The organism is Streptomyces sp. NPDC056734 (assembly GCF_042790455.1).
GTDB lineage: Bacteria > Actinomycetota > Actinomycetes > Streptomycetales > Streptomycetaceae > Streptomyces.
Genome location: NZ_JBHTZD010000011.1, coordinates 189,888 through 214,948, shown reverse-complemented (window position 1 = coordinate 214,948; position 25,061 = coordinate 189,888). Strand labels below are relative to the sequence as shown.

Here is a 25,061-nt window from a genome sequence, read left to right as displayed (position 1 = left end):
GCGGGTGGGTTGATCGAGTCGAGGGGGGAGCCCCTGCCATGGGGGTGCGGGTGCGGGGTGTCCTGGTGGAACGTGTGGTGTCCCGGGCGGTGGACGCTCAGGCCAGGCGTTTGAGGCGGTCGCGGGTGACCTCGCCGAGCAGTGGCTCACCGGCCAGCCAGCGGGCGGTCTCGTCGACGGCGTAGGCGCCCAGGCGGCGTACCTCGCTGCCCTGCGCGCCCGCGATGTGCGGGGTGAGCAGGACGTTGGGCAGGGAGTACAGGGGGTGGCCCGGCGGGAGGGGCTCGGGGTCCGTCACATCGAGGTAGGTCTCCAGGCGGCCCGAGACACACTCCTCCGTGAGGGCCTCGGTGTCCACGAGGGCGCCGCGCGCGGTGTTGATGAGCGCGCCGCCGTCGGGGATCAGGGCCAGCATCCGCGCGTCGAGCAGTCCCGTGGTCTCGGGCAGCAGCGGTGCGTGCACGCTGACCACCGTGGAGCGCCGGCACAGCTCGGCGAGTCCGACGCGCTCGGCACCGAGCCGCCGGGCCTCGTCGTCGGTGACGTACGGGTCGGTGACCAGTACCCGGTAGCCGGCGTCGGCGCGGCGGAGTCCTTCGATGACCCCGCGGCCGATCCGGGAGGCGCCGATGATGCCCACGGTGAGCCCGTCGCCGCCGGGGCGGCCCGCGAAGTCCGGCCAGTCGTCCCGGTATCCGGCGGCCGTCGTCAGGGTGCGGCGGGCGGCGAGGGTGATGAGGGCGAGGGTGTACGAGACGACGGGACCGGCGTTGGCGTCGGCGGCCGACGAGACGGTGATCCCGCGGTCCCACACGGCGTCGCTGACCAGTTCCTTGACGGTGCCCGCGGCGTGCAGCACGGCTCGTAGCCGGGGTGCGCGGGCGACGACGTCGGCGGTCAGTCGCGGGCAGCCCCAGCCGGTGAGCAGGATCTCCGCGTCGGCCAGTGCGTCGGGGCAGGTGGCCGGTGACCAGGGCTCGACGGTGACGAGGTCGGTGAGTTCGGCGAGGCGCGCGTAGGTGTCCGGTGGCAGGACGAGGTCGATGATGCCGGGGTTCATGACGCAGACCGCCCTGGGGCGTGCGGGGTGTTCGGCTCGTGCGGTCATGAGCGGTCCTTAGTGGTGCGGGAGGAGAGGAGGCGAGAGGAGTGGGGCGGGGCGGTGTGCTCCTCGGGCTGGGGGTTGGTGCCGCGCGGGTACGCCGGCCGTCAGGTGCCGCCGTACCCGCGCGGGGCTTCTCAGGTGCGGGGCAGGCGCAGGGTCAGCAGCTGGAAGGGGCGCAGGCTCAGCACCAGCGCGCCGTCCCGCTCGGCCGGCCGTTCCTCGTCCGGGAGCGGGCGTTCCAGCAGGTCCGCCGGTACGGCCCGGTCGGCGGCCACGCCTTCGACCCGGAGCGTGGTGCGGGCCCGGCCGCCGCCCGCCTCGTACAGCCGGACCACCAGGTCACCGCTGCGGTCGTCGGCGAGCTTCACGGCGCTGACCACCACGGCGTCGTTGTCCACGCTCACCAGCGGGGCGACCTGTTCCACGGATCCGGTGACCCGCCGCTCGGGCAGGTTGGCCCGGTAGCCCTCGCGGACCGCGTCGCCGATCGTGGCGCCCGGCACCAGCGCGTGGTGGAACCGGTGAACACCCTGGTCGGTCTCCGGGTCGGGGTAGCGCGGCGCCCGCAGCAGGGAGGCCCGGACGGTCGTCGTGGTGCCCCCGTCGGCGCCGGTACGCACCGCGCGGGTCACATCGTGGCCGTACGTGGCGTCGTTGACGACGGCGACGCCGAAGCCCGGCTCGTCGACGTGCACGAAACGGTGGTTGCATGCCTCGAACTTGGCCCACTCCCAGCTGGTGTTCTGGTGGGTGGGCCGGTAGGTGTGCCCGAACTGGGTCTCGGAGGCGTACCGGTCGGCCTTCACATCCAGCGCGAAGGCCAGTTTCAGGAACTTCTCCGTCTCGTGCCAGTCCACCTCGGTGGCGATGTCGAGCCGCTTGGCGCCCGCCGGGACGGTGAGCCACTGGGTGACGGTCGAGTGACCGAAGGCCCGCTCGATCCGTACCGCGCCGCCCTCGGCGCCCAGTGCGGTCACCTCGGTCAGATCGCGGCCGACGTTGCGGTAGAAGGCGTCGACGTCCCAGGCGTCCCACTGGTTCGGGAAGTCGGGGTGGAGCTGGAGCAGGTTGGCCGCCTGCCCCGGCGCGACGGCCTCGCGCCCGGCCTCGTGGTCGTAGGCGGAGACGACCAGGCCACGGGCGTCGATCTCGACCCGCAGCCGGTCGTTCTCCAGGACGTAGCCGCCCTCGGCGCGCGGCACCGGGGTCACCGCGCCGCCCTGTCCGCGCACGGCGGCACCCAGCGCGGGGGCGGAGCCACGCCCGTGCGGAGCGGAGTTGAAGACCAGCTCCACGTTCCCCTCCCCCGCCAGGGCCCGCTGTGCCGCCCCGATGATCCGCTCCAGCTCGCCCGCCAGCCGGGCGTAGGTCTCGCGCGCCTCGCGGTGCACCCAGGCGATGGACGACCCGGGCAGGATGTCGTGGAACTGGTGGAGCAGCACCGTCTTCCAGATACGGTCCAGATCCTCGTACGGATAGCGGAATCCGGTCCGTACGGCGGCCGTGGCCGCCCACAGTTCGGCCTCGGTGAGCAGTGACTCGCTGCGGCGGTTGCCGCGCTTGGTCTGCGCCTGGCTGGTGAGGGTGGCCCGGTGCAGTTCGAGGTACAGCTCGCCCACCCATACGGGCGGATCGGGGTACTCGGCCTGGGCCTTGGCGAAGAACTCCTGCGGGGTCTCCCACACGACCTTCGGGGCGCCGTCGAGGCTGCGCATCCGGGCCGCCTTGGCGACCATCTCGCGGGTGGTGCCGCCGCCGCCGTCGCCGAATCCGGTCGGCGCCAGGGAGCGGGTCGCCGCGCCCTTCTCCTTGAAGTTCCGCGCCGCGTGGGCGAGTTGGCTGCCGGTCATCTCGCAGTTGTAGGAGTCGACGGGCGGGAAGTGGGTGAAGATCCGGGTGCCGTCGATGCCTTCCCAGGTGAAGGTGTGGTGCGGGAAGGAGTTGGTGCGGCTCCAGGAGATCTTCTGGGTGAGCAGCCGGTTGGAGCCGGCCGCCTTGATGATCTGCGGCAGACCGGCCGCGAACCCGAAGGTGTCGGGGAGCCAGACCTCGTCGCTCTCGATCCCGAACTCTTCGAGGAAGAACCGCTTGCCGTGCACGAACTGCCGGGCCATGGCCTCCGAGCCCGGCATGTTGGTGTCGGACTCCACCCACATCCCGCCCGTGGGCACGAACCGGCCGTCGGCGACGGCCTTCTTCACCTTGGCGTAGACCTCGGGCCGCCGCTCCTTGAGCCAGGCGAACTGCTGCGCCTGCGACATGGCGAAGACGAAGTCCGGCTCCTGCTCCAGGAGGGCGGTCATGTTGGAGGCCGTACGGGCGACCTTGCGGACCGTCTCGCGCAGCGGCCACAGCCAGGCGGAGTCGATGTGCGCGTGGCCCACCGCGCTGACGCGGTGCGCGGCCGGGCCGGCCGGTGTGGCCAGCACATCGGCGAGTTCGTCGCGGGCGGCCTGTGCGGTCCCGCCGATGTCCTGGAGGTCGACGGCGTCCAGGGCGCGGCCGACCGCGCGCAGGATCTCCCAGCGGCGGGCGCCTTCCAGGGGCAGCTCGGCCATGAGTTCGCCGAGCACCTCCAGGTCCATGACGAGGTTCCACACGGTCTCGTCGAACACCGCGAGCCGCATCTCCCCCAGCACGTACTGCGGCTGGTCGCCCGCGGTCCCCTTGTCGCCGAGGTGCGTCGGCTGGAACGGCGGCCGGTCGACGCCGTCGATGTCCGGGTTGGACGCCGCCTCGATCCGCCAGTGCACCCGCTCGCCGCCGGCCACGGGCGCCCCGACACGGACGTAGTCGTTCCGCGGGTGCAGGCCCTTCACCGGGGTGCCGTCCGGGAGGTGTACGAGGCCCTCGCACTGGAAGCCGGGGGTGCGCGGTGTGAAGCCGAGGTCGAGGACGGCCTCGACGGTCAGGCCCGCCCAGTCCTCGGGCACGGTGCCGGTGACGTCGAACCAGCTGGTCCCCCAGGGCGTGCCCCACACGGTGCCGGGGGCGATCGGGCGGGTGGCCGCCGTCAGCCCTTCGGCGACGGGGACGGGCTCGCCGGTGGTGGACCAGATCTCGACGGACAACGGGATCGACAGGGGGTGGACCGCCGGGCGGATGCGCTCTCTGAGAACGCGTTCGAGGCGGGCTTCGACCAGATTCCGGTCGTCGTGCATAAGAGGAGGTCTCCTGTACGGCGGGGGTGGGGGGAGGGGGACGGTGAGGGGCGGGCGAGGGGAGCGGCCGGGGGTGGGGTCGGGGGCGGGGTCGGGGCGGGGTCGGGGCGGGGTCGGGGCGGGGGGTGGTCTGAACACAGGAGCGTGGCCAGATCAGAGGAGCGGGTCAGCTGACAGGAGCGGGGTCAGATCACGAGGGCGGGGTCAGATCACGGGAGCGTGGCCAGATCAGAGGGGCGGGGTCAGATCACAGGGGCGAGGTCGGATCACAGGAGCAGGGTCAGATCACAGGGGCGGGCCGTTCGCAGGTGCTCGTCACCGGGAGTGCGCGTTCCTCGGCGGCGGCGTCCAGGAGGGTGAGCATCACGTCCAGGACATGGGCGGCGAGTTCGGCGGAGGCCCGGTGCGGGCGCCCGGCCTCCAGCGCCCCGGCCAGGTCGGCGAGTCCGGTGCCGCGGCCCGCCTCCCGGTAGCCGGCGGTCACGGGCAGCGGCTGCCAGCCGTCACCGCTGTGGATCTCGACGGGGCTGGCGAACCCATTGGGGTCCGGCACGGACAGCGAGGCCACGGTGCCGTGCACCTCGATCCGGGGCAGGTGGGCGGCCCGTACGTCGAAGCTCATGATCAGCGTGGACAGGGCCCCGCCCGCGTGCTCCAGGACACCGGTGATGTGGGTGTCCACCTCGACCGGGAACGTCTGCCCGGCGCGCGGACCGCTGCCGATGGTCCGCTCGGCGCGCGGCCGGGAGGCGGCACCCGTCACCTTCACCACCGGACCGAGCAGATGGACCAGCGCGGAGAGGTAGTAGGGACCCATGTCGAGCAGCGGGCCACCGCCCGGCCGGTAGTAGAACTCGGGGTCCGGGTGCCACTTCTCATGCCCGGCGCTCGTCATGAACGCCGTGGCCGACACCGGAGTGCCGATCAGCCCGTCGTCGACCGCCTTGCGGGCGGTCTGTGTCGCGGTGCCGAGCACGGTGTCGGGGGCGCAGGCGACCCGCAGCCCCGTCTCGCGCGCCGCCGTGAGCACCGCGTCGGCCTCCTTGCGGTCCGCCGCGAGGGGCTTCTCCCCGTACACATGCTTTCCGGCCGCGAGCGCGGCGAGCGCCACGTCCGCGTGCGCGGCGGGAATGGTCAGATTGAGTACGGCGTCCACGTCGTCCCTGGCCACCAGGTCGGCGACGGACGGCGCCACGGCCACCTCGTGCTCGACCCGGGCGGCGAGGGACTCGGCGCGGCCCCGGTCCAGGTCGGTGACGGCCGTGAGCCGCACCGACGTCAGCCGCTCCAGGGTGGCCAGATACTCGCCGCTGATCTTCCCCGCGCCCACGATGCCGATCCTCAGCGGCTCGCCCACAGCAGTCCCCTTTCGGTGAGCGTGCGCACCTGCGGCACGTCGAAGTCGTCGGGCTTGTGCCCGATGGTCGAGACGAACACCCGGCCCGCGCCCCAGGTCCTGGTCCACACGGCGGGCATCACCGCGGGCCGGTCGCGCAGTTCGTCGGGCGGGAAGGTGGTGGTGGCGAGCACGTCGATGTGCGGGTCGGTGAGCACCCAGTACTGCTCGGTGTGCACGTCGAAGTCCGTCAGGCCCTCGATCACCGGGTGCTCGGCGTGCTCGGGGGCCAGGGTCACGGTGTGGTCGTGGAAGCCCGGCGGATGCATCACGAACCTCCCGCCGGTCAGCAGGTGGTAGCCATGGTCGAGGAAGCTGTCGACGATGCCGCCGTGCCAGCCGGCGAGGCCCGTCCCCGCGGCGACCGCGGCGGCGAGTCCGGCGCTCTGCTCACGGGTCAGGGTGCCCATGGTCCAGCATTGGACAACGATGTCATTGGCTGCGACACGCTCCGCGTCCTCGTACACCGCGAGATCCTCGCTGGTCTCGACGGCGAAGCCCTGTTCCTTGAGGAACGGGACGAACAGGTCGCTGATGGTCACGGGCTGATGCCCGTCCCAGCCGCCGCGGACGACCAGCGCCCGTCGGGTGTGGGTGGTCAAGTGGATACACGCTCCCTTTCGGCGCCGCGCGGGGAGGGTGCGGCGGTCGAAGTGGTGAGTAGTGGTTCTCTCGGAAGGTATGAACCGCCGTCGTCGTTTGTCAATACGTTGGACTAACTCCGGCGGGGCTCTTGCGGACACTTGAGAAAGCGCTTTAGATCTCCCCCTACGACCCCGCCGGGGACCCCCCGCCCACTCGACGCGACGGACCCCCTACCCCAGTTGCGTACGCGAACGAGGCTACGCCCGATGGCCGGACAGCCGGGCGAGGAGCCCGATCTCCGGTGCCAGCACGCCGGGCTGCCCGAGGGACCGGAAGTCGGCCTCGACCGCCGCCAGGTCGAGGTTCTTGGCGCGTATCGCCTGGTACCGGACGACGGACCACAGGAACGCGTCGAGACTGTCGTACCGCGTATGCCCCTCTATGACCTGCTCTTCGTGGAACCACAGCGCGACCTTGCCGCTGGTGAGCACGACGTAGTAGTTGCTGGAGCCGTCGCAGCCGAGGGACCACACATCGTCACCCGACAGCTCCGTCTCGTAGTCGGAGTCCAGGATCCGGCAGTCGTTGGCCGCGAAATCGAAGCCGTACGACCAGTCGTGGATGTCGAGGAACTGCGCCAGGCCGCCCGATCGGACCTTGCGATCGAAAACGGCCAGCGCGGTTGCGGCGTCGTGCGGGAGCCGGGACAGGAAGGGGGCGATCGGCCGGGTCGAGGCCGGTAGGTCCACCCGGGGTGCGTCGGGGAACCAGCGTGCCAGATCGGCGTCGAGACTCCGGTCCACGTACCCGGTCAATCGGTCAGCGGTGAGAGACATGCGGGGAGAGTAACCGGGTGCGTATCCGGGCCGGTGACGCCATCGGCGAGGACGGCGGGGCGGGGCCCGAGTACCCCTGCCCGGGGCCCGAGTACCCCTGCCCGGGGCCCGAGTACCCGTGCCCGGGGCCCGAGTACGCCTGCTCGGGCCCCGCCCCTGCGCATCACACCCTGCTCAGGTGGTCCTCCACCCCCTCGCCCCGGCCGGAGGACAGCGCGGCCAGTCCCACCAGGTCGTCGGCCTGGGCGTCGGGTACCTCGTGGTCGAAGCGGGCGAGTCTGCGCACCCGCAGGGAGACCACGCCCAGCAGCAGGATCGCGGCGCCCAGCAGCACATACAGCAGCCCGATGCCCCGGCCGGGCCCGGTGCCGAGGACGGCGCCCACCGTGTCGGCGAGGGCGCCGCCGGAGGTCATCAGCGGACCCAGCAACTCGGTGCCGAGCGGGGCGATCACCAGAAAGCCGACCGGCAGGGTGGACCAGGCGACGAGCTGGTTGAGGGCCATCACGCGGCCATGGAACCGCTGCGGAACCTTGACCTGAACGATCGTCAGATAGATGCCGTTGAGCAGGGACAGTGACGCGGACATCCCGAACACCCCGGCGCCGACCACCAGCAGGTCGGGCCGCAGCCCGGTCAGTGCGCAGAACAGGGCGAGGACCGGGACGACCAGGAGCATGCCCCGCATCCGGCGGCGCCGGGGACCGCCCCACAGGCCCATCGCCAGCCCGCCCACCACCGCGCCCAGGCCCCCGGCGAGGGAGACCGAGGCCACCGAGGCGAGCGAGGAGAAGCCGAGGACCAGCGGCGAGATCATCTGGAAGAGCACCGGCAGGAACAGATTGAGCACCGCGAAGAAGACCAGCATGGCCCGGAAACCCCGCTCCGCGACCACCAGCCGGAACCCCGCGACGATCTCCTGGCGCAGGGTCTCGCGGCGGGTGGCGGGCAGCGTACGGGGGAACCGCACGGTCAGCAGCACGGTCGCGGCGACCGCGTAGCTGATCACGTCCAGGAGCAGCACCCCGCCGATACCGATCGCGGCGAGCAGCCCGACGGCGGCCAGCGGGGCCACCACCTGGGCGATGCCGCCGGAGATCTGGACGACTCCGTTGGCGTGACCGAGGTAGCGCTTGGGGACGAGTTGCGGGATGGCCGACTGGAAGGCGAGGCGCTGTCCGGTCAGGGACACCGACAGGACGGCCATCAGCGCCCCCACGTGCCAGGGGTGCAGGGCGCCGAAGGCGTGCAGCAGGGCGAGGGCGGCCTCCGTCGAGCCGGAGACCAAGGTGGTGACGAGCATGACCCGGCGCCGGTCGACCCGGTCCACGAGACTGCCGAGGACGGGCGCGGCGAGCAGTCCGGGCACGATACCGAGGACGGCGAACAGGCCGAACCAGGCCACGGATCCGGTGGTGAGGTAGATCCACAGCGGCAGCGCGAACTCGGTGAGCGCGGAGCCGGTCTGGGAGACCGTCTGGGAGGCGGCGACGGCGACGAAGCGGCGGGTGTCACGACGGGTGCGGACCCGCCCCGCGGCATCGGCGGCGGCATCGGCTTCACCGGCCGCCGCCGGCTCGTCGTGATGGGCCCCGTCCAGCCACCAGGTGGCCCCGGCCGGACGCCCCTCACGGGTCAGGCCGTCCGGCTCCCCCGCGCCCCCGGCCGACTCCCCCACCGCCGGATGGACCGTGGTGACGATCTCGGCGAGTTCGGCCGCCCGGTGCTTGAGGAAGTAATGGCCGGCCTCGTCGAGCACGGCCACCGCGGTCGTGGGACCGACGAACCCCCATTCGCGGAACCGTTCGCGGTGGAACTCGGTGCCGGGGTCCGCCGAGCCGACGACGGAGACCACGGGGCCGGTGAGCCGGGCGGGCGGCTGGGCGAGCCGCTCGGTGAAGTACGCCTCGGCGGCCCGGGAGTCCTCCCGCACATTGCGGACGACGGTGGTCACCTGCTCGGGTTCGAGCCCTTCGAGGTCGGCGCCCATGGACCGGAGCCAGTTGAGGTGGAGCCGCCCGCTGCGCCGCCGGTCGAGGACGGAGAACCGGGACAGCAGACCGAGCAGCCCCTCGGTGGGCCGGGCGAAGGGAAAGATGCCGCCGAGGTAGACGGCGGCGGGTTCGCGTCCGGCGGCGGCCAGCAGCCGGGCCGTCTCGACGGCGAGTGCGGCACCCACCCCGCAGTGCCCGTAGACGGCGACGGGTCCGGGCACGGACTCCAGCACCTCGTCGGCGCAGCGCCGGGCCACCTCCGCCAGCGGCAGTGACTCCTCCGACATACCGAGGTCATGGCCGGGCACGGCGACGGCGTGCAGCGCCACTGTGTCCGGCAGGGCATCGGCGAGCGGCTGGTAGACGACGGCGCTGCCACCCCCGTACGGCAGACAGACCAGGGAGAGGGTGACCTCGCGCCCGGGCCGGGGCGGGGTGAGCCGGTGCAGCAGACGGCGTGGGCCGCGCTCCTGCTCGGTGCGGTCGGCGAGGGCGGCGACGGCCGCGACCGTGCGGTGCTGGAACACGTCCATGAGGGTGATGCCGGCCTCGGGGCCGAGCAGGCGGCGCAGGGACGCGACCATCCGCATGGCGAGCAGGGAGTGTCCGCCGAGGTCGAAGAAGTCGTCGTGCGCGCCGACGCGTTCGAGCCCGAGGAGGTCGGCCCACAGGGCGGCGACGGTCCGTTCGGCGTCGGTACGCGGTTCGACGTGGTCGGCGCCCTCGCCGGGGCCGGGCTGTCCAGGCTCCGGCAGGGCCCGCCGGTCGGTCTTGCCGTGGGCCTGGCGGGGCAACTCGCTGAGCACGACGAAACGGGAGGGGACGAGGTAGTCGGGGAGGTGCTCGGCGAGCAGGCGGCGCAGTTCGGCGGTGGGCGGGGGCGGGGTGTCCGGGTCGGCGGGCACGAGGTAGCCGACGAGGGTGAGTTCGCCCGCGGGGCCGCGCGCGGCGGCCACGGCCTGTCCGACGCCGGGCAGCCGCGCGAGATGTGCCTCGACCTCGCCCAGCTCGACCCGGTAGCCGCGGATCTTGACCTGGTCGTCGCCGCGCCCGAGGAACTCGACGGTGCCGTCGGGGCGGTGCCGGGCGAGGTCGCCGGTGCGGTACATGCGGGGCGGTGTCGGCCCCGGCGGGTCCTGGACGAAGGGGTCGGGTCGGAAGCGGGCCGCCGTCAGGTCGGGCAGGTGGAGATAGCCGCGGGCCAGCCGGTCGCCGCCGATCCACAGCTCACCGACCGTTCCCGGCGGCACCGGGGCGCCCTGGGCGTCGAGGACGTAGACGCGGGCGCCGGGCAGCGGCCGGCCGATGGGGGTGGTGGGCCCCTCGGCGGGACGGTCGGGGTCGATCAGATGGGTCGTGGCGCCGACCGTCGCCTCGGTGGGCCCGTAATGATTGACGACCCGGCAGCCGGTACGGGCCCCCGCCCGCGCCAGATCCCGGCTCCACTCCCAGCCGGACGCCTCCCCGCCGAGGATCAGCAGCCGCCGGGGCAGCAGTTCGGCCGGGTCGTCGACCTCGGCGGTGAGGGCGGCGAGATGGGAGGGGGTGAGTTTGACGCAGTCGATGCGGTGCCGGGCGAGGTGGGCGGCGAGTTCGGGGCCGGGGGTGCGGGGCGGGAGCAGGTGCAGGGTGCCGCCCGTGGTCAGCGCCAGATAGAGCGTGGTCAGGCCGAAGTCGAAGGCGAGTGACTGGAGGAGCAGATAGCGGGCGCCGTCGGTCAGTCCGGCCTCGGCGAACCGCTGCCGCACCCCGTCGAGATAGGTGAGCACCTGCCGGTGCTGCACCGCGACGCCCTTGGGGGTGCCGGTGGACCCCGAGGTGTAGATGACATAGGCGAGATCGTCCGGTCCGGCCCCGCCGTCCGGGTCCGGCGGGGTGTCCGGCGCGACGGCGAGCGGCCCCGCCGGGTCGTCCAGCAGGAGTACGGGGCTGTCGGCGCCGTCCAGCAGGGCGCGGTGGGCGGCGGTGGTGACCAGGACGACCGGGGCGGAGTCGGTGAGCATGTGGGCGAGGCGGCGCGGGGGCTGCTCAGGGTCGAGCGGGACGTACGCGGACCCGGCCTTGAGGACCGCGAGCAGGGCGACGGCCTGCTCGATGCCCTGGTCGAGACAGACCCCGACCAGGGCATCGGGGCGGGCGCCCGCGTCGCGCAGCACCTGGGCGAGCCGGTTGGCACGCCGGTCGAGGGCGGCGTAGGTGAGGGTGTGTCCGTCGTGGACGAGGGCGGTGGCGTCCGGGGTGCGGACGGCCTGGGCGGTGACGGCGTCGGCGAGGGTCGCCGCGCGGGGGGTGGCGGTGCCGGTGTCGTTCCATTCGGTCAGGACGCGGTGGCGTTCGGCGGGGCCGAGCAGTTCCAGGGCGGCGACGGGGGCGTGCGGGTCGGCGGCGGCTCCGGCGAGGACGCGTTGCCAGTGCTCGGCGAGGCGGGCGGCGGTCTGCGGGTCCCACAGGTCGGTGCGGTAGGTGAGGAAGGCGTCGAGTCCGTCGTCGGTCTCGGTGCAGTACAGGCCGAGGTCGAGATGGACTGCGGTGCCGTGGAACGGGAAGGTGCGCCACGTGAGGTCGTGGGGCGCGCATCGCTGGGCGCGATGGTTCTGGAGCGCGAAGGACACCTGGAACAGGGGCGGGCGGCTGACATCGCGCGGCAGGTCCAGGGCCTCCACGAGGCGTTCGAAGGGGGTGTCCTGGTGCTGCTGGGCGCCGAGGGCGGCGGCCCGGACCCGGGCGAGGACGGTGTGGAAATCGGGGGACGGGCTGTCGGGGAGGTCGGGCTTCAGGTCGGCCCGCAGCGGGAGCATGGTGCTGAACAGGCCGATCACCCCCTCGGTCGCCTCACTGGGACGGCCCGCGAACGGCGTCCCGACCGCGAAGTCCGGCTGCCCGGACCAGCGTCCGAGCACGACCTGGAAGGCGGCGAGGAGCGTCATGTAGAGGGTGGCGCCCCGGGCCCGGGACAGCGCGCGGGCGGCGGCGTACGTCGCCGGGTCGAGCCGGAAGGTGTGGGTGGCGCCGCCGGGCCCCGGCAGGGCGGGCCGGGGCCGGTCGGTGGGCAGTTCGAGCGCGGGCACGCCGGTCATCGCGTCACGCCAGTACCGCAGACCGTCCCGCGCGGCCGGGAGTTCCTGGCGCTCGCGCTGCCAGTGCGCGACATCGGCGTAACTGACGGGCAGCGGCGCACGGGCGGGCTCGGCGCCGCGCACCAGGTCCTGGTGTCCGGCGAGGAGTTCGTCGAGCAGCAGGGACGCGGACCAGCCGTCGCCGGTGAGGTGGTGCTGGCAGACGGCGAGGACATGGTCGTCGGCGGCGAGGCGCAGCAGCAGCGCGCGCACCAGGGGCCCGGCGGCGAGGTCGAAGGGCCGGGCGACCTCGGCCTCCACCTCGGCGCGTGCGGCGGCCTCCCGCTCGGGCTCGGCAAGCGCGCTCAGGTCCAGGGTGCGCCAGGGCACGGTGAAGGTGTCCGGCGGCGCGATCCGCAGCAGCGGTCCACCGTCGTCATCGGCCGGGAAGGACGCCCGCAGCGTCTCGTGCCGTACGGCGATCAGCCGCAGCGACTTCGCGAGCGCGTCGGCGTCGAGCGCGCCCCGCAGCCGTCCGGCGATGGGCAGCACGTAGGCGGCGGTGCCGGGGGTGAGCTGCTCCACGAACCAGAGGCGTTCCTGGGCGAGGGACAGGGGCGCGGGGGTGCCGGGCGGACGCGGCGGGACGGACGGCGTGCGGGCGGCCGAGGCGGGGCGGTTACGGAGGCGGGCGGCGAGGAGGGCCTTCTGTTCGGGGGTGAGGGTGCGGCGGGGTCGGGGGGAGGGGGGTGAGGGCGGGGTGGATCTCTGCGGGGGTGGGGTGGATCTCTGCGGGGGTGGGGGCGGGGTCGAGGCCGGCGCGGGCACGGTCGTCGGGACGGGGGTCCCCCGATCCAGGGAGGCGGGCGCGGGCTGCTCCGGGAGGGCCATCAGCGCTCCTCCGCCAGCAGTTCGAGGGTGACGGCGTCGGCGACGGCGGCGACGGTGGGGGCCTCGTAGAAGATGTGCAGCGGTACTTCGGCGCCGAGGCGGTCGCGGATGCGGGCGGCGACCTGGGTGATCGTCAGGGAGTGGGCGCCGAGGTCGAAGAGGTCGTCGTCCAGGCCGAGGGACGTGAGCCCGAGCACCTCGCGCCAGATGGCGGCGACCTCGGTGGTGACCTCGTCCCAGGGGTCGTCGTCGGGTATCTCGGCGGCACCAGGTGTCTCGGCGGCACCGGGTGTCTCGGCGCCATCGCCGGCCGGCAGGTCGCGGTCGGGTTCGGGCAGGGCGCGCCGGTCGGTCTTGCCGTTGGGGGTGAGCGGGAGCGCGGGCAGCGCGTGGACGGCACCCGGCAGCATCACAGCGGGCAGCGTGAGGGCGAGGAAGGCGCGCAGTTCGGCGAGGGTGGGGACGGGGACGCCCGGCCGCCAGACCGGGTAGACGGCGAGGAGCTGCCCGCCCGGGGCGTCGGGGGTGCCGCGTACGGCGACAGCGGCGGCGGCGACCGACGGGTGCTCCTGGACGCGGGCCTCGATCTCGCCCGGCTCGATGCGGTGACCGCGTAGCTTCACCTGGTCGTCGAGGCGGCCCAGGCAGTCGAGGGCGCCGTCGGGGCGGACCCGGGCGAGGTCGCCGGTGCGGTAGAGACGGGTGCCGGTCGCCGGGTCGGTGATGAACCGTTCGGCGGTCAGGGCGGACCGGTCACGGTAGCCGCGGGCCAGTCCCGCGCCGCCGAGGGCGAGTTCGCCGAGGACTCCGTGGGGCGCGGGTCGTCCGCAGCGGTCCAGGACGAGGGCGGTGGTCCCGGCGATCGGGCGGCCGATGGTGATCTCCGTGGGCGACGGGGGCACTTCGGCGGCGGTGGACCAGATGGTGGTCTCGGTGGGGCCGTAGACGTTCCAGAGCCGTCCGACCCGGTCGCGCAGGACGCGGGCGAGCGGCAGGGGCAGTGCCTCGCCGCCGCTGAGGGCGGTGAGGCCGGGGGCGTCGAGCCCCGCGTCCAGCATCAGGCGCCAGCCGGACGGGGTGGCCTGGAGATGGGTGACCGGGTGCCGCGCGACCAGGCCGGTGAGGGCCCGGCCGTCGCGTACCTGTCTCTCGTCGGCGAGGATGACCCGCCCGCCGGTGATCAGCGGCAGCAGGAGTTCCAGCGCGGAGATGTCGAAGGAGAGGGAGGTGACGGCGAGCCAGACGTCCCCGGGACGGGAGTCCAGCGACGTACGGAAGGCGAGCAGCAGATGGGCCAGGGCGCCGTGGGGCACTTCTACGCCCTTGGGGTGGCCGGTGGAACCGGAGGTGTAGATGAGGTAGGCGAGGTCGGAGGGGTGGGGGTGGGGTACACCTGAGGATTCCCCGGAAGCAACGGCACTCCTGGCGTCCTCCGGCGGCGCCCCGGCGTCGAACAACCCGTCGATGAACACCGTACGGACCCCGGCCGGAACCCGGTCGGCGGTGTGTCGCTGCACCAGGGCCACGGGGGCGCCGGAGTCGGTGAGGACGAACGCCACCCGGTCCGGCGGATATCCGGGGTCGACGGGCAGGTAGGTGCCCCCGGCGAGGGTGACGGCGAGCACGGCGGCCACGGTCTCGGCGGACCGTTCGGCGCAGACCGCGACCACGGTTCCCGGCCGCACCCCGTCGGCGACCAGCGTGCGGGCCAGTCCGCGTGCGGCGCGGGCGAGTTCTCCGTAGGTGACGGTCCGTTGCCCGGCGGTGAGGGCGGGGCGGGTGTGGTGGGCGGCGAAGGCGGCGGTGAGCAGGGCGGGCAGGGTGGCGCCCGTGGTGTCGGCGTCCGGCGCGGGTCCGGTGAGCGGGGCGAGTTCGGTGTCGTCGAGGAAGGGCAGGTCGGCCAGGGCGGTGCCGGGGGCGGCGGCGATCGCGGCGAGCAGGCGCCGCAGATGGGCGCCGATCCGCTCGGCGCGCGAGGGCGCCAGCCGGTCGGTGCGGTGGATCAGCAGGACGCTGAGCCGGTCGGGACCGTCGAGCAGATGCAGGCGCAGGGCGCCGCGCGCGGTGCCGGGGAACACGAACCAGTCGGTGGTCGTGCCGAGGCCGGTGAGCGCGACGGGGGCCATCCGGCGCCGGTAGGTGAGGGACACCGGGGCGAGGGTGACACCGGGCCGCACGCCTCGCGCGGCGCGGGCCAGCGGGATCCGGCGGTGCGGGTAGGCGGCGCGCAGTTCGGCCCGGATCGCGCGGGCGAAGGTCCCGAAGGGGGTGTCGGGGCGGGGCGTGCTGACGACGGGCAGTTCGTTGACGTGCATGCCGATCCGGCCCTCGTCCCGGGGGCGGCGGGTGCCGAGGTCGACGGCGACGGCGGGCCGCTCGTTGCCGTACCGCAGCAGCAGGGTGTGCACGGCGGTGAGGAGCAGTTCGAAGGTGGTGACGCCGATCTTCCCGGCGGTGATGTCGAGATCGGCGCGGAGCCCGGGATCGAGGTCGAAGGAGACGAACGCGCCGGGTCCGGTGCCGGGGCCCGAGGGGCCGTCGGGGTCGGCGGCGAGACCGGGGAGATGGACGGTGGGGTCGGGCAGTTCCCGTGCGCCCCAGTGCTCGGCCGCGGCGGCCAGGTCGCCGGGTCCGTAGGAGGGTGCGGTGCCGGGGGGTGCGGGCAGCGGGTCGGGGGCGGGGCCGTGGCCGGTGCGGTGGGCGTAGCAGGCGGCGAGATCGGTGAGCAGTATGTCGGTGGAGGTGCCGTCATACACAAGGTGGTGGAGGACCGCCAGCAGGGTGGCCCGGCGGATGCCGGTGCGCAGCAGCGTGAAGCGGGCGAGCGGTCCGGCGGCGAGGTCGAAGGGCGCCGCGCTCTCCTCGGCCGTCACGGCGTCCCGCGATCCGGGCGCGATGTCCCGCACCCCGAGCGAGGGGGCCGGGCCGGGGACGAGGACGGGGCTGCCGTCGTCCTCCCGGACGGTGCGGGAGAGCGCGGGGTGCCGGGCGCTCACATCGGCGACGGCGGCGGCGAGCGCCGGTTCGTCGAGGGCGCCCACGATGTGCAGGGCGAACGCCATGTGGTGGACGGAACCGAGCGGGGCGAGCCGCTCGTTGATCCAGATGCCCTGCTGGGCGGGGCTCGCGGGGATGCTGGTCACAGGTGTGGGTTCCTCGGTGGGTCGGTGGTGCGGGCGGGCGGGCTCGGAGAAGGACAGCGCGGCGGGGGAACAGGGCGGAGAGGGACAGGGCGGAAGAGGGCGCGGGGTGCCGTACGGCCGGGGCGGCGGACCCGGCCGGTCCGGTCACTCGTGTCGATGGGCGGTTACGGGAGTCGCGGGAGGGGAGGGGCGTACGAAGGCGGCGGGCGGGGCGTACGAAGGCGACGGGCGGGGCGTACGAAGGCGACGGGCGGGGCGTACGAAGGCGGCGGGCGGTACGGGTCTCAGGCGCCCGGAGTCGCCACGCCCCCCGCGGCGGCCGTGAGCGCCGCGGTGAAGCCATCGGCCAGGGCGATGATGTCGCCCTCCTCGAAGGCCAGCGCGTTGAACTGGATCCAGCAGTCCAGCGAGCCGTCCGGCTGTTCCACGACGGTGAGTTCGGGCACGCCCAGGTCACCGCCGGGCAGCGGCCAGGGGACGGTGGTCCCCCGGGGCAGCGTCCACGGTTCGCAGCGCAGGCCCGGGAGGTGGGCGTCGGCGGCCCAGTTCTCGTACCGCAGCCAGGCCGGGAAGGCGATCCGGTGCGGCTTGAACTCGGCGTACGGGTACATCTGGTGGTCCAGCGCTGCGGTGGCGGCGAGCCGGACCCGCTCGGCGAGTTCGGCGAAGCCGGGGCCGCCGGAACAGTCGACGCGGACCAGCAGGGACTGCACCAGACAGCCCACGGTCCGCTGGGCCTCGGGCCGGGTGCGGCCGGGTACGGGCGTCATCAGCACCAGGTCGCTGCCGCCGGAGCGGGTGGCGAGCAGCCCGCACCACAGGGCGGCGACGGCCATGAACGGCGTACCGCCGAGGTCCCGGGCGCGCTCGCGCAGCCGGGTGGCGGGCCCGGCGGCGACGGTGAAGGGGTGGGCCACCGTGTGGACCCGGTCGACGTCCCGGCGGCCGGGGAACGGGTCGAGGGCAGAGGGGGCGCCGTCCAGCGCGGTGGCGAAGTGACGGCGTCCGGCCGCCCATTGCTCCGCCGCCCACCGCACCAGGTCCTGGTAGGGCATGGCGTGGGCGGGCAGCCGGGGGGTGCGGCCGCGGCGCAGGGCGTCGTAGGCGAGGCCGAGTTCGTGCAGGAGGACGCCGATGGACCAGCCGTCGGCGACCAGGTGGTGGACGGCGAGGAGGACGACATGGTCCGCGGGGCCGCGGGTGACGACCAGCAGCCGGGTGAGCGGGTCCTCGCCCAGGTCGGTGAGCCGGTCGCGTTCGGCGATCAGCAGCGCGTCGGTCTCGTCGTCGGTGGCGCCGGGGGCGTCGTGGAGGGTGATCCGGACCCGGGGTTCCGCGTCCAGGACGGTGCGGACCAGTCCTGGTAGGTCAGCGGGTCCGCCGCCGGGTATGACGCCGGGTCCGTTGCCGGGCACGGGGACGAAGCGGGTGCGCAGGGCGGGATGGCGGTCGGCGAGCGCGGTGACCGCCCGGCCGAGGGCCTCGGTGTCGAGCCGGTCGGTGACCCGGAAGAGCGCGGTGACCGCGCCGACGTCCCGCCCGGGTTCCTCCGCCATCCAGTCCAGGAAGTTCTCCTGCTGGCTGGTGAGGGGGACCTGGTGGGGCTGGGCGCGCAGGGCGCGCAGGTACGGGGGCATGGTCGGCGGGTCGTCGGGGGCGGACGGGTCGGCCGCCGGGTGTGCGGCGTCCGCGTCGGCGGCCCGCTGGTCGATCCAGGCGGCCTGGGCGCGCAGCGAGGGGCGGCCGAAGACGAGGGCGGCGCTCGCGTCGACGCCGAACCGCTCACCGAGGGCCGAGGCGAGCCGCACCGCGCGGAAGGAGTCGCCGCCCAGCGCGAAGAACTCGTCCTCGGTGTGGGCCGCCCGGCGCCCGAGCACCTCGTACCAGAGCGTGGCGAGGGCCTGTTCGGTGGGGGTGCGGGGCGGGGAGGGGGATACGGCGTCGGCGTCGGTGTCGTCGATGTCGGGGGCGTCGAAGAGGGGTCTCAGCCGGTGTTTGACGGTCTTCCCGGTGGCGTTGCGGGGCAGTTCGTCGGCGAGCAGGATCCGCACCGGCAGTTCGGCGCGGCTGAGCCTGGCGGCGAGGAAGAGTCGCAGCTCGTCCAGGTCGAGCCCGTCCGGGGCGGGCACCACGACCGCCGCCGGGACCGCGCCCATGACGGGGTGCGGGACGCCCAGGACGGCGGCGTCGGCGACCCGGGGATGTTCGTGCAGGACGTCCTCGACGCGCAGGGTGGAGACCTTGAGGGCGCCGGACTTGATGACGTCGCTCTCGCGGTCCACGAGATGGAGGTATCCGGCGTCGTCGATCCGGCCGAGGTCGCCCATCCGCACCCAGCCGCCCCGGAACACGGCGTCGGAGGCGGCGGGGTCACCGGCGTAGCTGCGGGGCGGGCCGGGCTGCCGGAGCCAGATCTCGCCGGTCTCCCCGGGCGCCGCCGGCGTCCCACCGGGGCCCAGGAGGCGCAGGTCCCGGGGGTCGGTGGGGCGGCCGACCGACCCCGGGCGGGCGAGGTCGACGATGGTGGAGAGCTGGGCGGGGGACGCCTCCGCCGAGGTGTAGGCGTTGACGACGGTGGCCTTCGGCAGGGCCTCGGTCAGGGCCAGGGCGACGGGTACGGGCAGCGCGGCGGCCGAGGAGGAGAGCAGCAGCACGCTGGAGAGGTCGTGGCGGTCGGTGACACGGGAGTTGAGGAGTTCGATCGCCATGGAGGGGACGAGGAAGACGGTGCCGATCCGCAGTTCCGCCACGGTCCGGCCGAACTCCTCGGCGTCGAACCGGGGCAGGACGACGGTCGTGGGCGCGCCGGTCAGCGCACCGATGACCATCATCTGGGCCGCGTTGGTGCCGAGCGGGAAGGCGTGCAGGGCGTGCCGGGAGTGGGCGTACGGCCGGTGGCGCGGGTTCAGCCGCTGCCCGGCCGTCAGGCTGGCGTGGGAGGCGACGACCCCCTTGGACGCCCCGGTGGTACCGGAGGTGCCGACGATCTGGGCGGTGTCGGTGGGCGCGGGCATGTACGGGGGCGAGACACCACGACCGGCACCGCAACCGGCACCGGCACCGGCATCGGCGTCGGCATCGGCATCGGCATCGGCATCGGCTGTGCCTCCGGCACCGACGACCCTGGCACCGACCGACTCGACCTCGGCGAGCAGATGATCCGCTTCCCCCGACACCCCACCCAGAGACGGCAGTCGAGCCCCCCGTAGAACCGCTCCGGCACCGCACATCCCGGCGAGCCGGGCCGCCTCGGGTTCCGGAAGGTCGGCGCGGAGCGCGAGCGCGGCGGCCCCGGCGTAGTGGGCGGCGAGGAAGGCGACCGCGTAGGCGTCCCACTCCTCCTGGGTGAAGCGCAGGGCGAGAAGGTCACCGGGGCGCACGCCCGCCGCGGCGAGTCCATGGGCGGCGTGGACGGCCCGTGTCCGCCAGGAGCCGTAGGTGAGGGTGCCGCCGCCGCGTACCTGGATCGCGACGCCGTCGGGCTGCTGGGCGGCCCGGGCGTCGAGCAGCTCGGGAACGGTCGGCACAGCGGGCGGTGCGTTGATGACGCCTCCAAGTTCGTTGTCGTGTGCGGGAGTTGACCCGGACATGCGATGACACAGGAGTCGGTCGTTGGGCATGGCGCGCGAAGTCCGCCCTTGGGTATGGTCTGGACCATTCGGCGGGGCACGGCGAAGGATAGCGCGCCACTGTCGCACTTGTGTCGCAATGATGGAGAGTTCATGGACATCGGTGGGGATCGGCCGCGCGAGCCGGACCCCCAGGGCCCGGATCTCTCGGCAAAACCCCTAGTCACAAGGGGTGCAACTACGTAACCGGACACGCCGCCCTTCCGGCCCCCCATACCCCCACGCCCCCACGCGTCTTCACCATCACCTTCATCCGGCTCCCGGGTACGTGGCCGTACCCGGGCGAGCGAGTAGGAATCACACAGATGCTGTACGCGGGAATCGCCTGGTCCGCCGATGGCTATCAGGTCGAAGTGGTGGACGCCGACGGCGTACGCGCCATGGCGGCCATGTGCTGGGGCGCGGAGCGGGTACCGGAACTGACCCGGTGGCTGTGCGGCGACGGGAGAACCCCCAAGGGCCCCTGCGCGGTGGCCCTGGAGAGCACCAACGGCCTGGTGGACGGGCTGCTGACGGCGGCCGGGCTGGAGGTGTACCGCGTCGATCCCTGGCAGCTGGGCGAGCGCCCCGACTTCGGTTCGGTACCGGCCCTCGTCCTCGCGGAGCTGGCCAGGAGCGGGCGCGAGACGCTGTCACCGCTGACCGCGCAGGGCGGCGGCCAGACCGGGCGGGACGCGGACTATCACGAGGGGATCCGCCGCAGCGCGCCGGTCGAGGCGAAGCTCACCGAGGCGGGCCGCTGGTTCCGGCACGGCCCGCGCGACCGCCGGGAGGTCTCCCTCACCTTCGACGACGGCCCGGACCCCGTGTACACCCGGCAGGTGCTGGACATCCTGGCCCGCTACGGGATCCAGGCCACCTTCTTCTGCGTCGGGCTGCACGTGAACGCGCTGCCGGACGAGGTACGGCGGATCGTGGACGCCGGACACGCCCTCGGTAACCACACCTGGTCGCACCCTTTCCTGCCGGACCTGACCGCCCGCCAGTTCCGGCTCCAACTCGACCGCACCAGCGAGGCGTTCGACCGGGCCGTGGGCCGCGTCCCGGCCGTGTTCCGCCCCCCGTACGGGTCGCGCACCCCCGAAACCCTCACCGAACTCCTCGCGGACGGCCCGGCGCTGGCCCTGTGGGACGTCGACTCCTGGGACTGGGCCCGGCCGGGCCCCGAGAAGATCGCCACGACGGTCCTCGACCACGCGGGCCCCGGTTCACTGATCCTCATGCACGACGGGGGCGGCGACCGCCACCAGAGCGTGCGGGCGCTGCCCGCCGTGATCGAGGGCCTCCTGGAACGGAACCTGCGCTTCGTCTCGACGGAAGCCCTCGCGGGCCTGCCGGGAACTCCCTGACCGGCTGTCCCCGACGCCGGGCGGACCGCCTCTCCATGCGGACCACCTCTCCGTGCGGACCGCCTCTCCGTGCGGGCCAATTCTCGGCGCGGACTACTTCTCGGCGCGGACTACTTCTCGGTGGAGCAGGGGGCGCAGCAGGAAGGGGCCGGTTCGACGCAGATGGTGGTGGAGTCGGTGTTGTCGGTGGGGTCGGGGTCCTTCTCGTCGGCGGTGACGGTGGCGGTGTTGTCGATCCGGCCGGTCCTGGTGGCTTTGGCCCGCAGGACGAGGGTGGTGGTGGCGCCGTCGGGCAGGTCGCCCACGGTCCACCGGCCGGTGGCCGGGTCGTAGCCGCCGGGGCCGTCGGCGGACAGGAGGACGAGGCCGTCCGGGAGCCGGTCGGCAACTGTCACGCCGGTGGCCCGGTTCGGGCCGGTGTTGCGCACGGTGATGCGGTAGGTCACCGTCTGCCCGACGGTGACGGTCGTCGCGTCGGCGGCCTTCACGACACTGAGGTCGGCGGCCGGTTCGACCTCCGTGATCTCCTCGTCGGAGGTGGCTGTCAGGGGCTGGGGTGTCTCGCCGAGCCGGTTCTCGTAGGAGGCGGTGGCGGTGTTCCTGATCCGGCTGCCGCCGGCGGCCCGGTCGATGACGACCCGGTACTCCGCCGTGGTCCCGCCGGGCAGGCTCTCCGTGTTGGGCAGACTGCCCCCGGCGGCGCCGGACGCTCCGGCACCGAGATGGAAGACGACCTGGTTCGCGCCGGGGTCGTAGTACGCCTGGTCGTCGCCCGGCGAGTCGCTGAACGCTCCGGTGTTCGGGCCGTCGACGATCCGCAGTGACCCGGGCAGATAGGTCGTCCCGGGCGGGATGGCGTCGGTCAGGACCAGGGTCTCGGCCGCGCCGCCGCCCTCGTTCCTGGCGGTGATCCGGTACGTGATGACATCACCCACGTCCAGCGGCCCGGCGGGGATCGCGGTCTTGCCGAGCACCACATGGGGGGCGGTGCCGAAGAAGATGCCGTCCAGGAAGTTGCCGACGCCGCGGTTGCCGCCCGCGGCGGCGATGGAACGGAACGCGAACCGGGTCAGTGTCTGCCCGGCCGGGACGACATAGGTGCCCGTGTAGTGACCCCAGGCGCTCTTCCCGTCGGAGAAACGCCGCTGCTCCACCGCCGCACCGGGCACGCCGATGTCCAGCGCCATGGTGTCCTCGCCCAGTCGGCCACGGTGATACAGCCGCCAGTACAGCGTCGTGCCCGGGGTGGTCGGCAGGTCCTGGTAGAGGGTGGAGACCTCGTTGGCGTTCAGTTCGGCGAATTGGCTTCCCTCGGCGGAGGGCACCCCGAGGAAGCCCGAATGCCACAGCTCGACCATGTGGTCGGAGGCGGTGGTGAGCCAGCCGGGGACGCGCTTGGGCGCCTGGGTCTGGCTGGCGTCCGGCAGGATCTCGTAGTCGGTCACGGCGGGCGCTTCGAAGCTGCCGTTGACGAGGGCGACCCGGAGCGGAGCGGAAGGAACAGGAGGAATGGACATCGTTCTTCCCCTTGGAGTTGACGCTGCTGGAGGGCACGCCGACCGGCTCCACACCTGATTGCCGGGGCGGAACCGCGACGCTCAGTAGCGCATCGCAGGAGAAGAGTCACGTACAGTGCCGCGTGCATGGCTCCGGCCAACCCGGCACGGCAGGTTTGCGCACCCGCCCACCCCCTCGGCCCCCACGCCGCACGACACCACCAGCGCCGCCGACCACCACAGCCGCCTCACCCACCCCGCCCGTGGTCTCCCGCCACCCCCGTCCTGACCGGAAACCCCCGCTACCGGGCGAGAACTCACCCCCCGCCGGGGTGAACCAGACATGCCCGCACTGACCCGGAAACTGGAGTGAGCGCGCTGGGGTGGTCCCTCAGGGAGACACAGGTCTGGCGGGCAGGGGCTGCTCGGTCCAGATGATCTTGCCGTTGGGTGTGTAGCGGGTGCCCCAGCGCTGGGATAGCTGGGCGACGAGGAACAGCCCGCGGCCCCCCTCGTCGGCCGCGCCCGCCCGCCGCAGCCGGGGCGAGGTGCCACTGCCGTCCCGCACCTCGCAGATCAGGACGCTGTCGTCACGCAGCAGGCGCAGGGAGATGGGGGTGCCGCCGTAGCGAATGGCGTTGGTCACGAGTTCGCTGATGATCAGCTCGGTGCTGAACTCGTACTCGCCCAGCTCCCACTCCTCCAACTGCTTGAGAGCCCGCTCCCGCACCGCGGAGACCGCCGCCGGATCACTGGGAATGTCCCAGCTGGTACACCGGTCGGCCGCGAGACCCAGCGTGCGGACGACGAGCAGGGCCACATCGTCGCGGGGGCGGCTGTCCGGCATCGTCGCCATGACCGCCTGACAGGTCTCCTCCGGGGAACGGTCAGGGGCACCCTCCAACGCCTGGCGAAGCACCTCCATCCCGGTATCGATGTCACGGTCACGCGCCTCGATGAGACCGTCGGTGTACAGGACCAGCCGACTCCCCTCCGGCACCGGAATCTCCACCGCCTCGAAAGGGACACCGCCGACACCTAGGGGCGGCCCGGCAGGCACATCGGGAAAAGTCACCGAACCGTCGGGAAGGACCAGGGCCGGTGGCGGATGCCCCGCCCGGGCAAGGGTGCACCGGCGCGCCACAGGGTCATACACCGTGTACAGACAGGTCGCGATGTACTCGTCCAAACCCAGACGCTTCACCAGGTCATCGAGATTGGTCAGCAGATCCTCCGGCGGAAGATCCAGCGCCGCGTAGTTGTGCACGGCGGTCCGCAGCCGCCCCATCGTGGCAGCGGCATGCACCCCATGACCCATGACATCCCCCACCACCAGCGCCACCCGGGCACCGGACAGCGGGATCACGTCGTACCAGTCACCACCGACCCCCACCTGCGCGGGCAGATACCGGTGAGCGGCCACCACCGCACTCTGTTCCGGAAGACCCGACGGCAGCAGACTGTGCTGAAGCGCCAACGCCGTCAAATGCTCCCGCGCATAACGACGCGCATTGTCCACACACACCGCGGAACGCGTACCGATCTCCTCCGCCAGCAACAGATCATCCGCATCGAACGGCACCCGACCCGCCGCCCTCACAAACGTCGCCACACCCAGAGTGATCCCCCGAGCACGCAACGGAACCACAAGCGCCGAACCACCACCGAGGCCGGTGAGGGGCACATCGGCCCGGGCGAACCGGCCGTCGACGGCGTCCGCGTCCATGACCTCGCCACGGACCGGGCGTCCCGACAGCAGGGCGTCGCCGGGCAGGGACCCGGGCGCGTAGGTCTGCGGACCGCCGGAGTCCGGGACCGGCTCCGCCCCCGCGCGGGAATAGGCGACCCGCTGCACGGTGACCGGCTCCGCGGCCGGCGGTACGGGGGGTTCGTCACCGGACATGATGGTGCCGAAGAGGTCGACGGCAGCGGCGTCGGCGAATTCCGGTACGGCCACGTCGGCCAGCTCCTGGGCCGTGCGGGTGACATCCAGCGTCGAGCCGACCCGCTCCCCCGCCGCCGTGAGCAGGCTCAGCCGGTCCCGGGCGATCATCAGCCCCTTGATGCGCTCCTCATGCGCCAGGCGGATACGCAGCACCACGACGCTGGCGGCCGTGCCCAGCGAGACGATCGCGATGGTGAGCAGGCGCTGGAGCATCGGCAGCCCCGGAATGACACCGCCGTAGAGGATCACCACGGCCACCATGGTCAGCCCGCAGATGATCAGCGCCCGCCGGTACGGCAGGAGCGCGCTCGCCGCGAGGGGGCCCAGGATGGAGAGCCCGCCCAGCCGGACCACACCGCCCTGTGACGTGGGGTACTGGGTGGCCGAGACCGCGGCGATGTAGACGATGAGGAAGATGAAGACCCCGGTCCTCCCGCCCGGCTGTGACCGCCCCACGTCCGCTCACCTCCCTAGA

General features: G+C 73.4%; 11 protein-coding genes. 1 reads left to right on the top strand and 10 read right to left on the bottom strand.

Going from position 1 to position 25,061, the window contains the following annotated elements; all coding sequences use genetic code 11:
* Positions 1-97: 97 nt before the first annotated feature.
* From ACFRFC_RS18995 to ACFRFC_RS18960, 8 genes are all read right to left on the bottom strand, one after another.
* Positions 98-1,108 (bottom strand): hydroxyacid dehydrogenase, encoded by a 1,011-nt coding sequence (locus tag ACFRFC_RS18995; RefSeq protein WP_382688270.1) that lies wholly within the window; start codon positions 1,106-1,108, stop codon positions 98-100.
* Between the two features lie 131 nt (positions 1,109-1,239).
* Positions 1,240-4,266: an alpha-mannosidase gene (locus ACFRFC_RS18990; protein WP_382688267.1), complete on the bottom strand. Its 3,027-nt coding sequence runs from the start codon at positions 4,264-4,266 to the stop codon at positions 1,240-1,242.
* A gap of 280 nt (positions 4,267-4,546) precedes the next feature.
* The gene (locus ACFRFC_RS18985; protein ID WP_382688264.1) at positions 4,547-5,623 is read right to left on the bottom strand and encodes a Gfo/Idh/MocA family protein; all 1,077 of its coding nucleotides are present in this window, start codon (positions 5,621-5,623) and stop codon (positions 4,547-4,549) included.
* On the bottom strand, positions 5,608-6,264 hold the full coding sequence (locus ACFRFC_RS18980) for a ThuA domain-containing protein (protein WP_382688261.1): 657 nt from the start codon (positions 6,262-6,264) through the stop codon (positions 5,608-5,610). The genes ACFRFC_RS18985 and ACFRFC_RS18980 overlap by 16 nt, the downstream gene beginning before the upstream one ends.
* Before the next feature lie 240 nt (positions 6,265-6,504).
* A complete protein-coding gene (locus ACFRFC_RS18975) occupies positions 6,505-7,083 on the bottom strand; it encodes a hypothetical protein (protein ID WP_382688258.1) in 579 nt (192 codons plus the stop codon).
* A 163-nt stretch (positions 7,084-7,246) separates the two neighbouring features.
* Positions 7,247-13,024, bottom strand: coding sequence for an amino acid adenylation domain-containing protein (locus tag ACFRFC_RS18970; RefSeq protein ID WP_382688255.1), 5,778 nt, complete (start codon positions 13,022-13,024; stop codon positions 7,247-7,249).
* Positions 13,024-16,167, bottom strand: a complete 3,144-nt coding sequence (locus ACFRFC_RS18965) for an amino acid adenylation domain-containing protein (RefSeq protein WP_382688253.1) — start codon at positions 16,165-16,167, stop codon at positions 13,024-13,026. The genes ACFRFC_RS18970 and ACFRFC_RS18965 overlap by 1 nt, the downstream gene beginning before the upstream one ends.
* A 284-nt stretch (positions 16,168-16,451) precedes the next feature.
* A complete protein-coding gene (locus ACFRFC_RS18960) occupies positions 16,452-19,757 on the bottom strand; it encodes an AMP-binding protein (protein ID WP_382688251.1) in 3,306 nt (1,101 codons plus the stop codon).
* 344 nt (positions 19,758-20,101) lie between these two features.
* Here ACFRFC_RS18960 and ACFRFC_RS18955 point away from each other — a divergent pair, with 344 nt between their 5' ends.
* The gene (locus ACFRFC_RS18955) at positions 20,102-21,145 is read left to right on the top strand and encodes a polysaccharide deacetylase family protein (protein WP_382688249.1); all 1,044 of its coding nucleotides are present in this window, start codon (positions 20,102-20,104) and stop codon (positions 21,143-21,145) included.
* A gap of 110 nt (positions 21,146-21,255) precedes the next feature.
* Here ACFRFC_RS18955 and ACFRFC_RS18950 read toward each other — a convergent pair whose 3' ends face one another.
* Complete coding sequence (locus tag ACFRFC_RS18950) at positions 21,256-22,662, bottom strand: CARDB domain-containing protein (protein ID WP_382688246.1); 1,407 nt, start codon at positions 22,660-22,662, stop codon at positions 21,256-21,258.
* A 370-nt stretch (positions 22,663-23,032) separates the two neighbouring features.
* Complete coding sequence (locus ACFRFC_RS18945) at positions 23,033-25,042, bottom strand: SpoIIE family protein phosphatase (RefSeq protein WP_382688244.1); 2,010 nt, start codon at positions 25,040-25,042, stop codon at positions 23,033-23,035.
* Positions 25,043-25,061: the final 19 nt, after the last annotated feature.

Excerpts from the sequence above, each read along its gene's own strand:
- ACFRFC_RS18955 (WP_382688249.1), top strand. The coding sequence starts at position 20,102 with ATGCTGTACGCGGGAATCGCCTGGTCCGCCGATGGCTATCAGGTCGAA.
- ACFRFC_RS18960 (WP_382688251.1), bottom strand. The coding sequence starts at position 19,757 with ATGTCCGGGTCAACTCCCGCACACGACAACGAACTTGGAGGCGTCATC.
- ACFRFC_RS18970 (WP_382688255.1), bottom strand. The coding sequence starts at position 13,024 with ATGGCCCTCCCGGAGCAGCCCGCGCCCGCCTCCCTGGATCGGGGGACC.
- ACFRFC_RS18995 (WP_382688270.1), bottom strand. The coding sequence starts at position 1,108 with ATGACCGCACGAGCCGAACACCCCGCACGCCCCAGGGCGGTCTGCGTC.
- ACFRFC_RS18975 (WP_382688258.1), bottom strand. The coding sequence starts at position 7,083 with ATGTCTCTCACCGCTGACCGATTGACCGGGTACGTGGACCGGAGTCTC.
- ACFRFC_RS18990 (WP_382688267.1), bottom strand. The coding sequence starts at position 4,266 with ATGCACGACGACCGGAATCTGGTCGAAGCCCGCCTCGAACGCGTTCTC.
- ACFRFC_RS18950 (WP_382688246.1), bottom strand. The coding sequence starts at position 22,662 with ATGTCCATTCCTCCTGTTCCTTCCGCTCCGCTCCGGGTCGCCCTCGTC.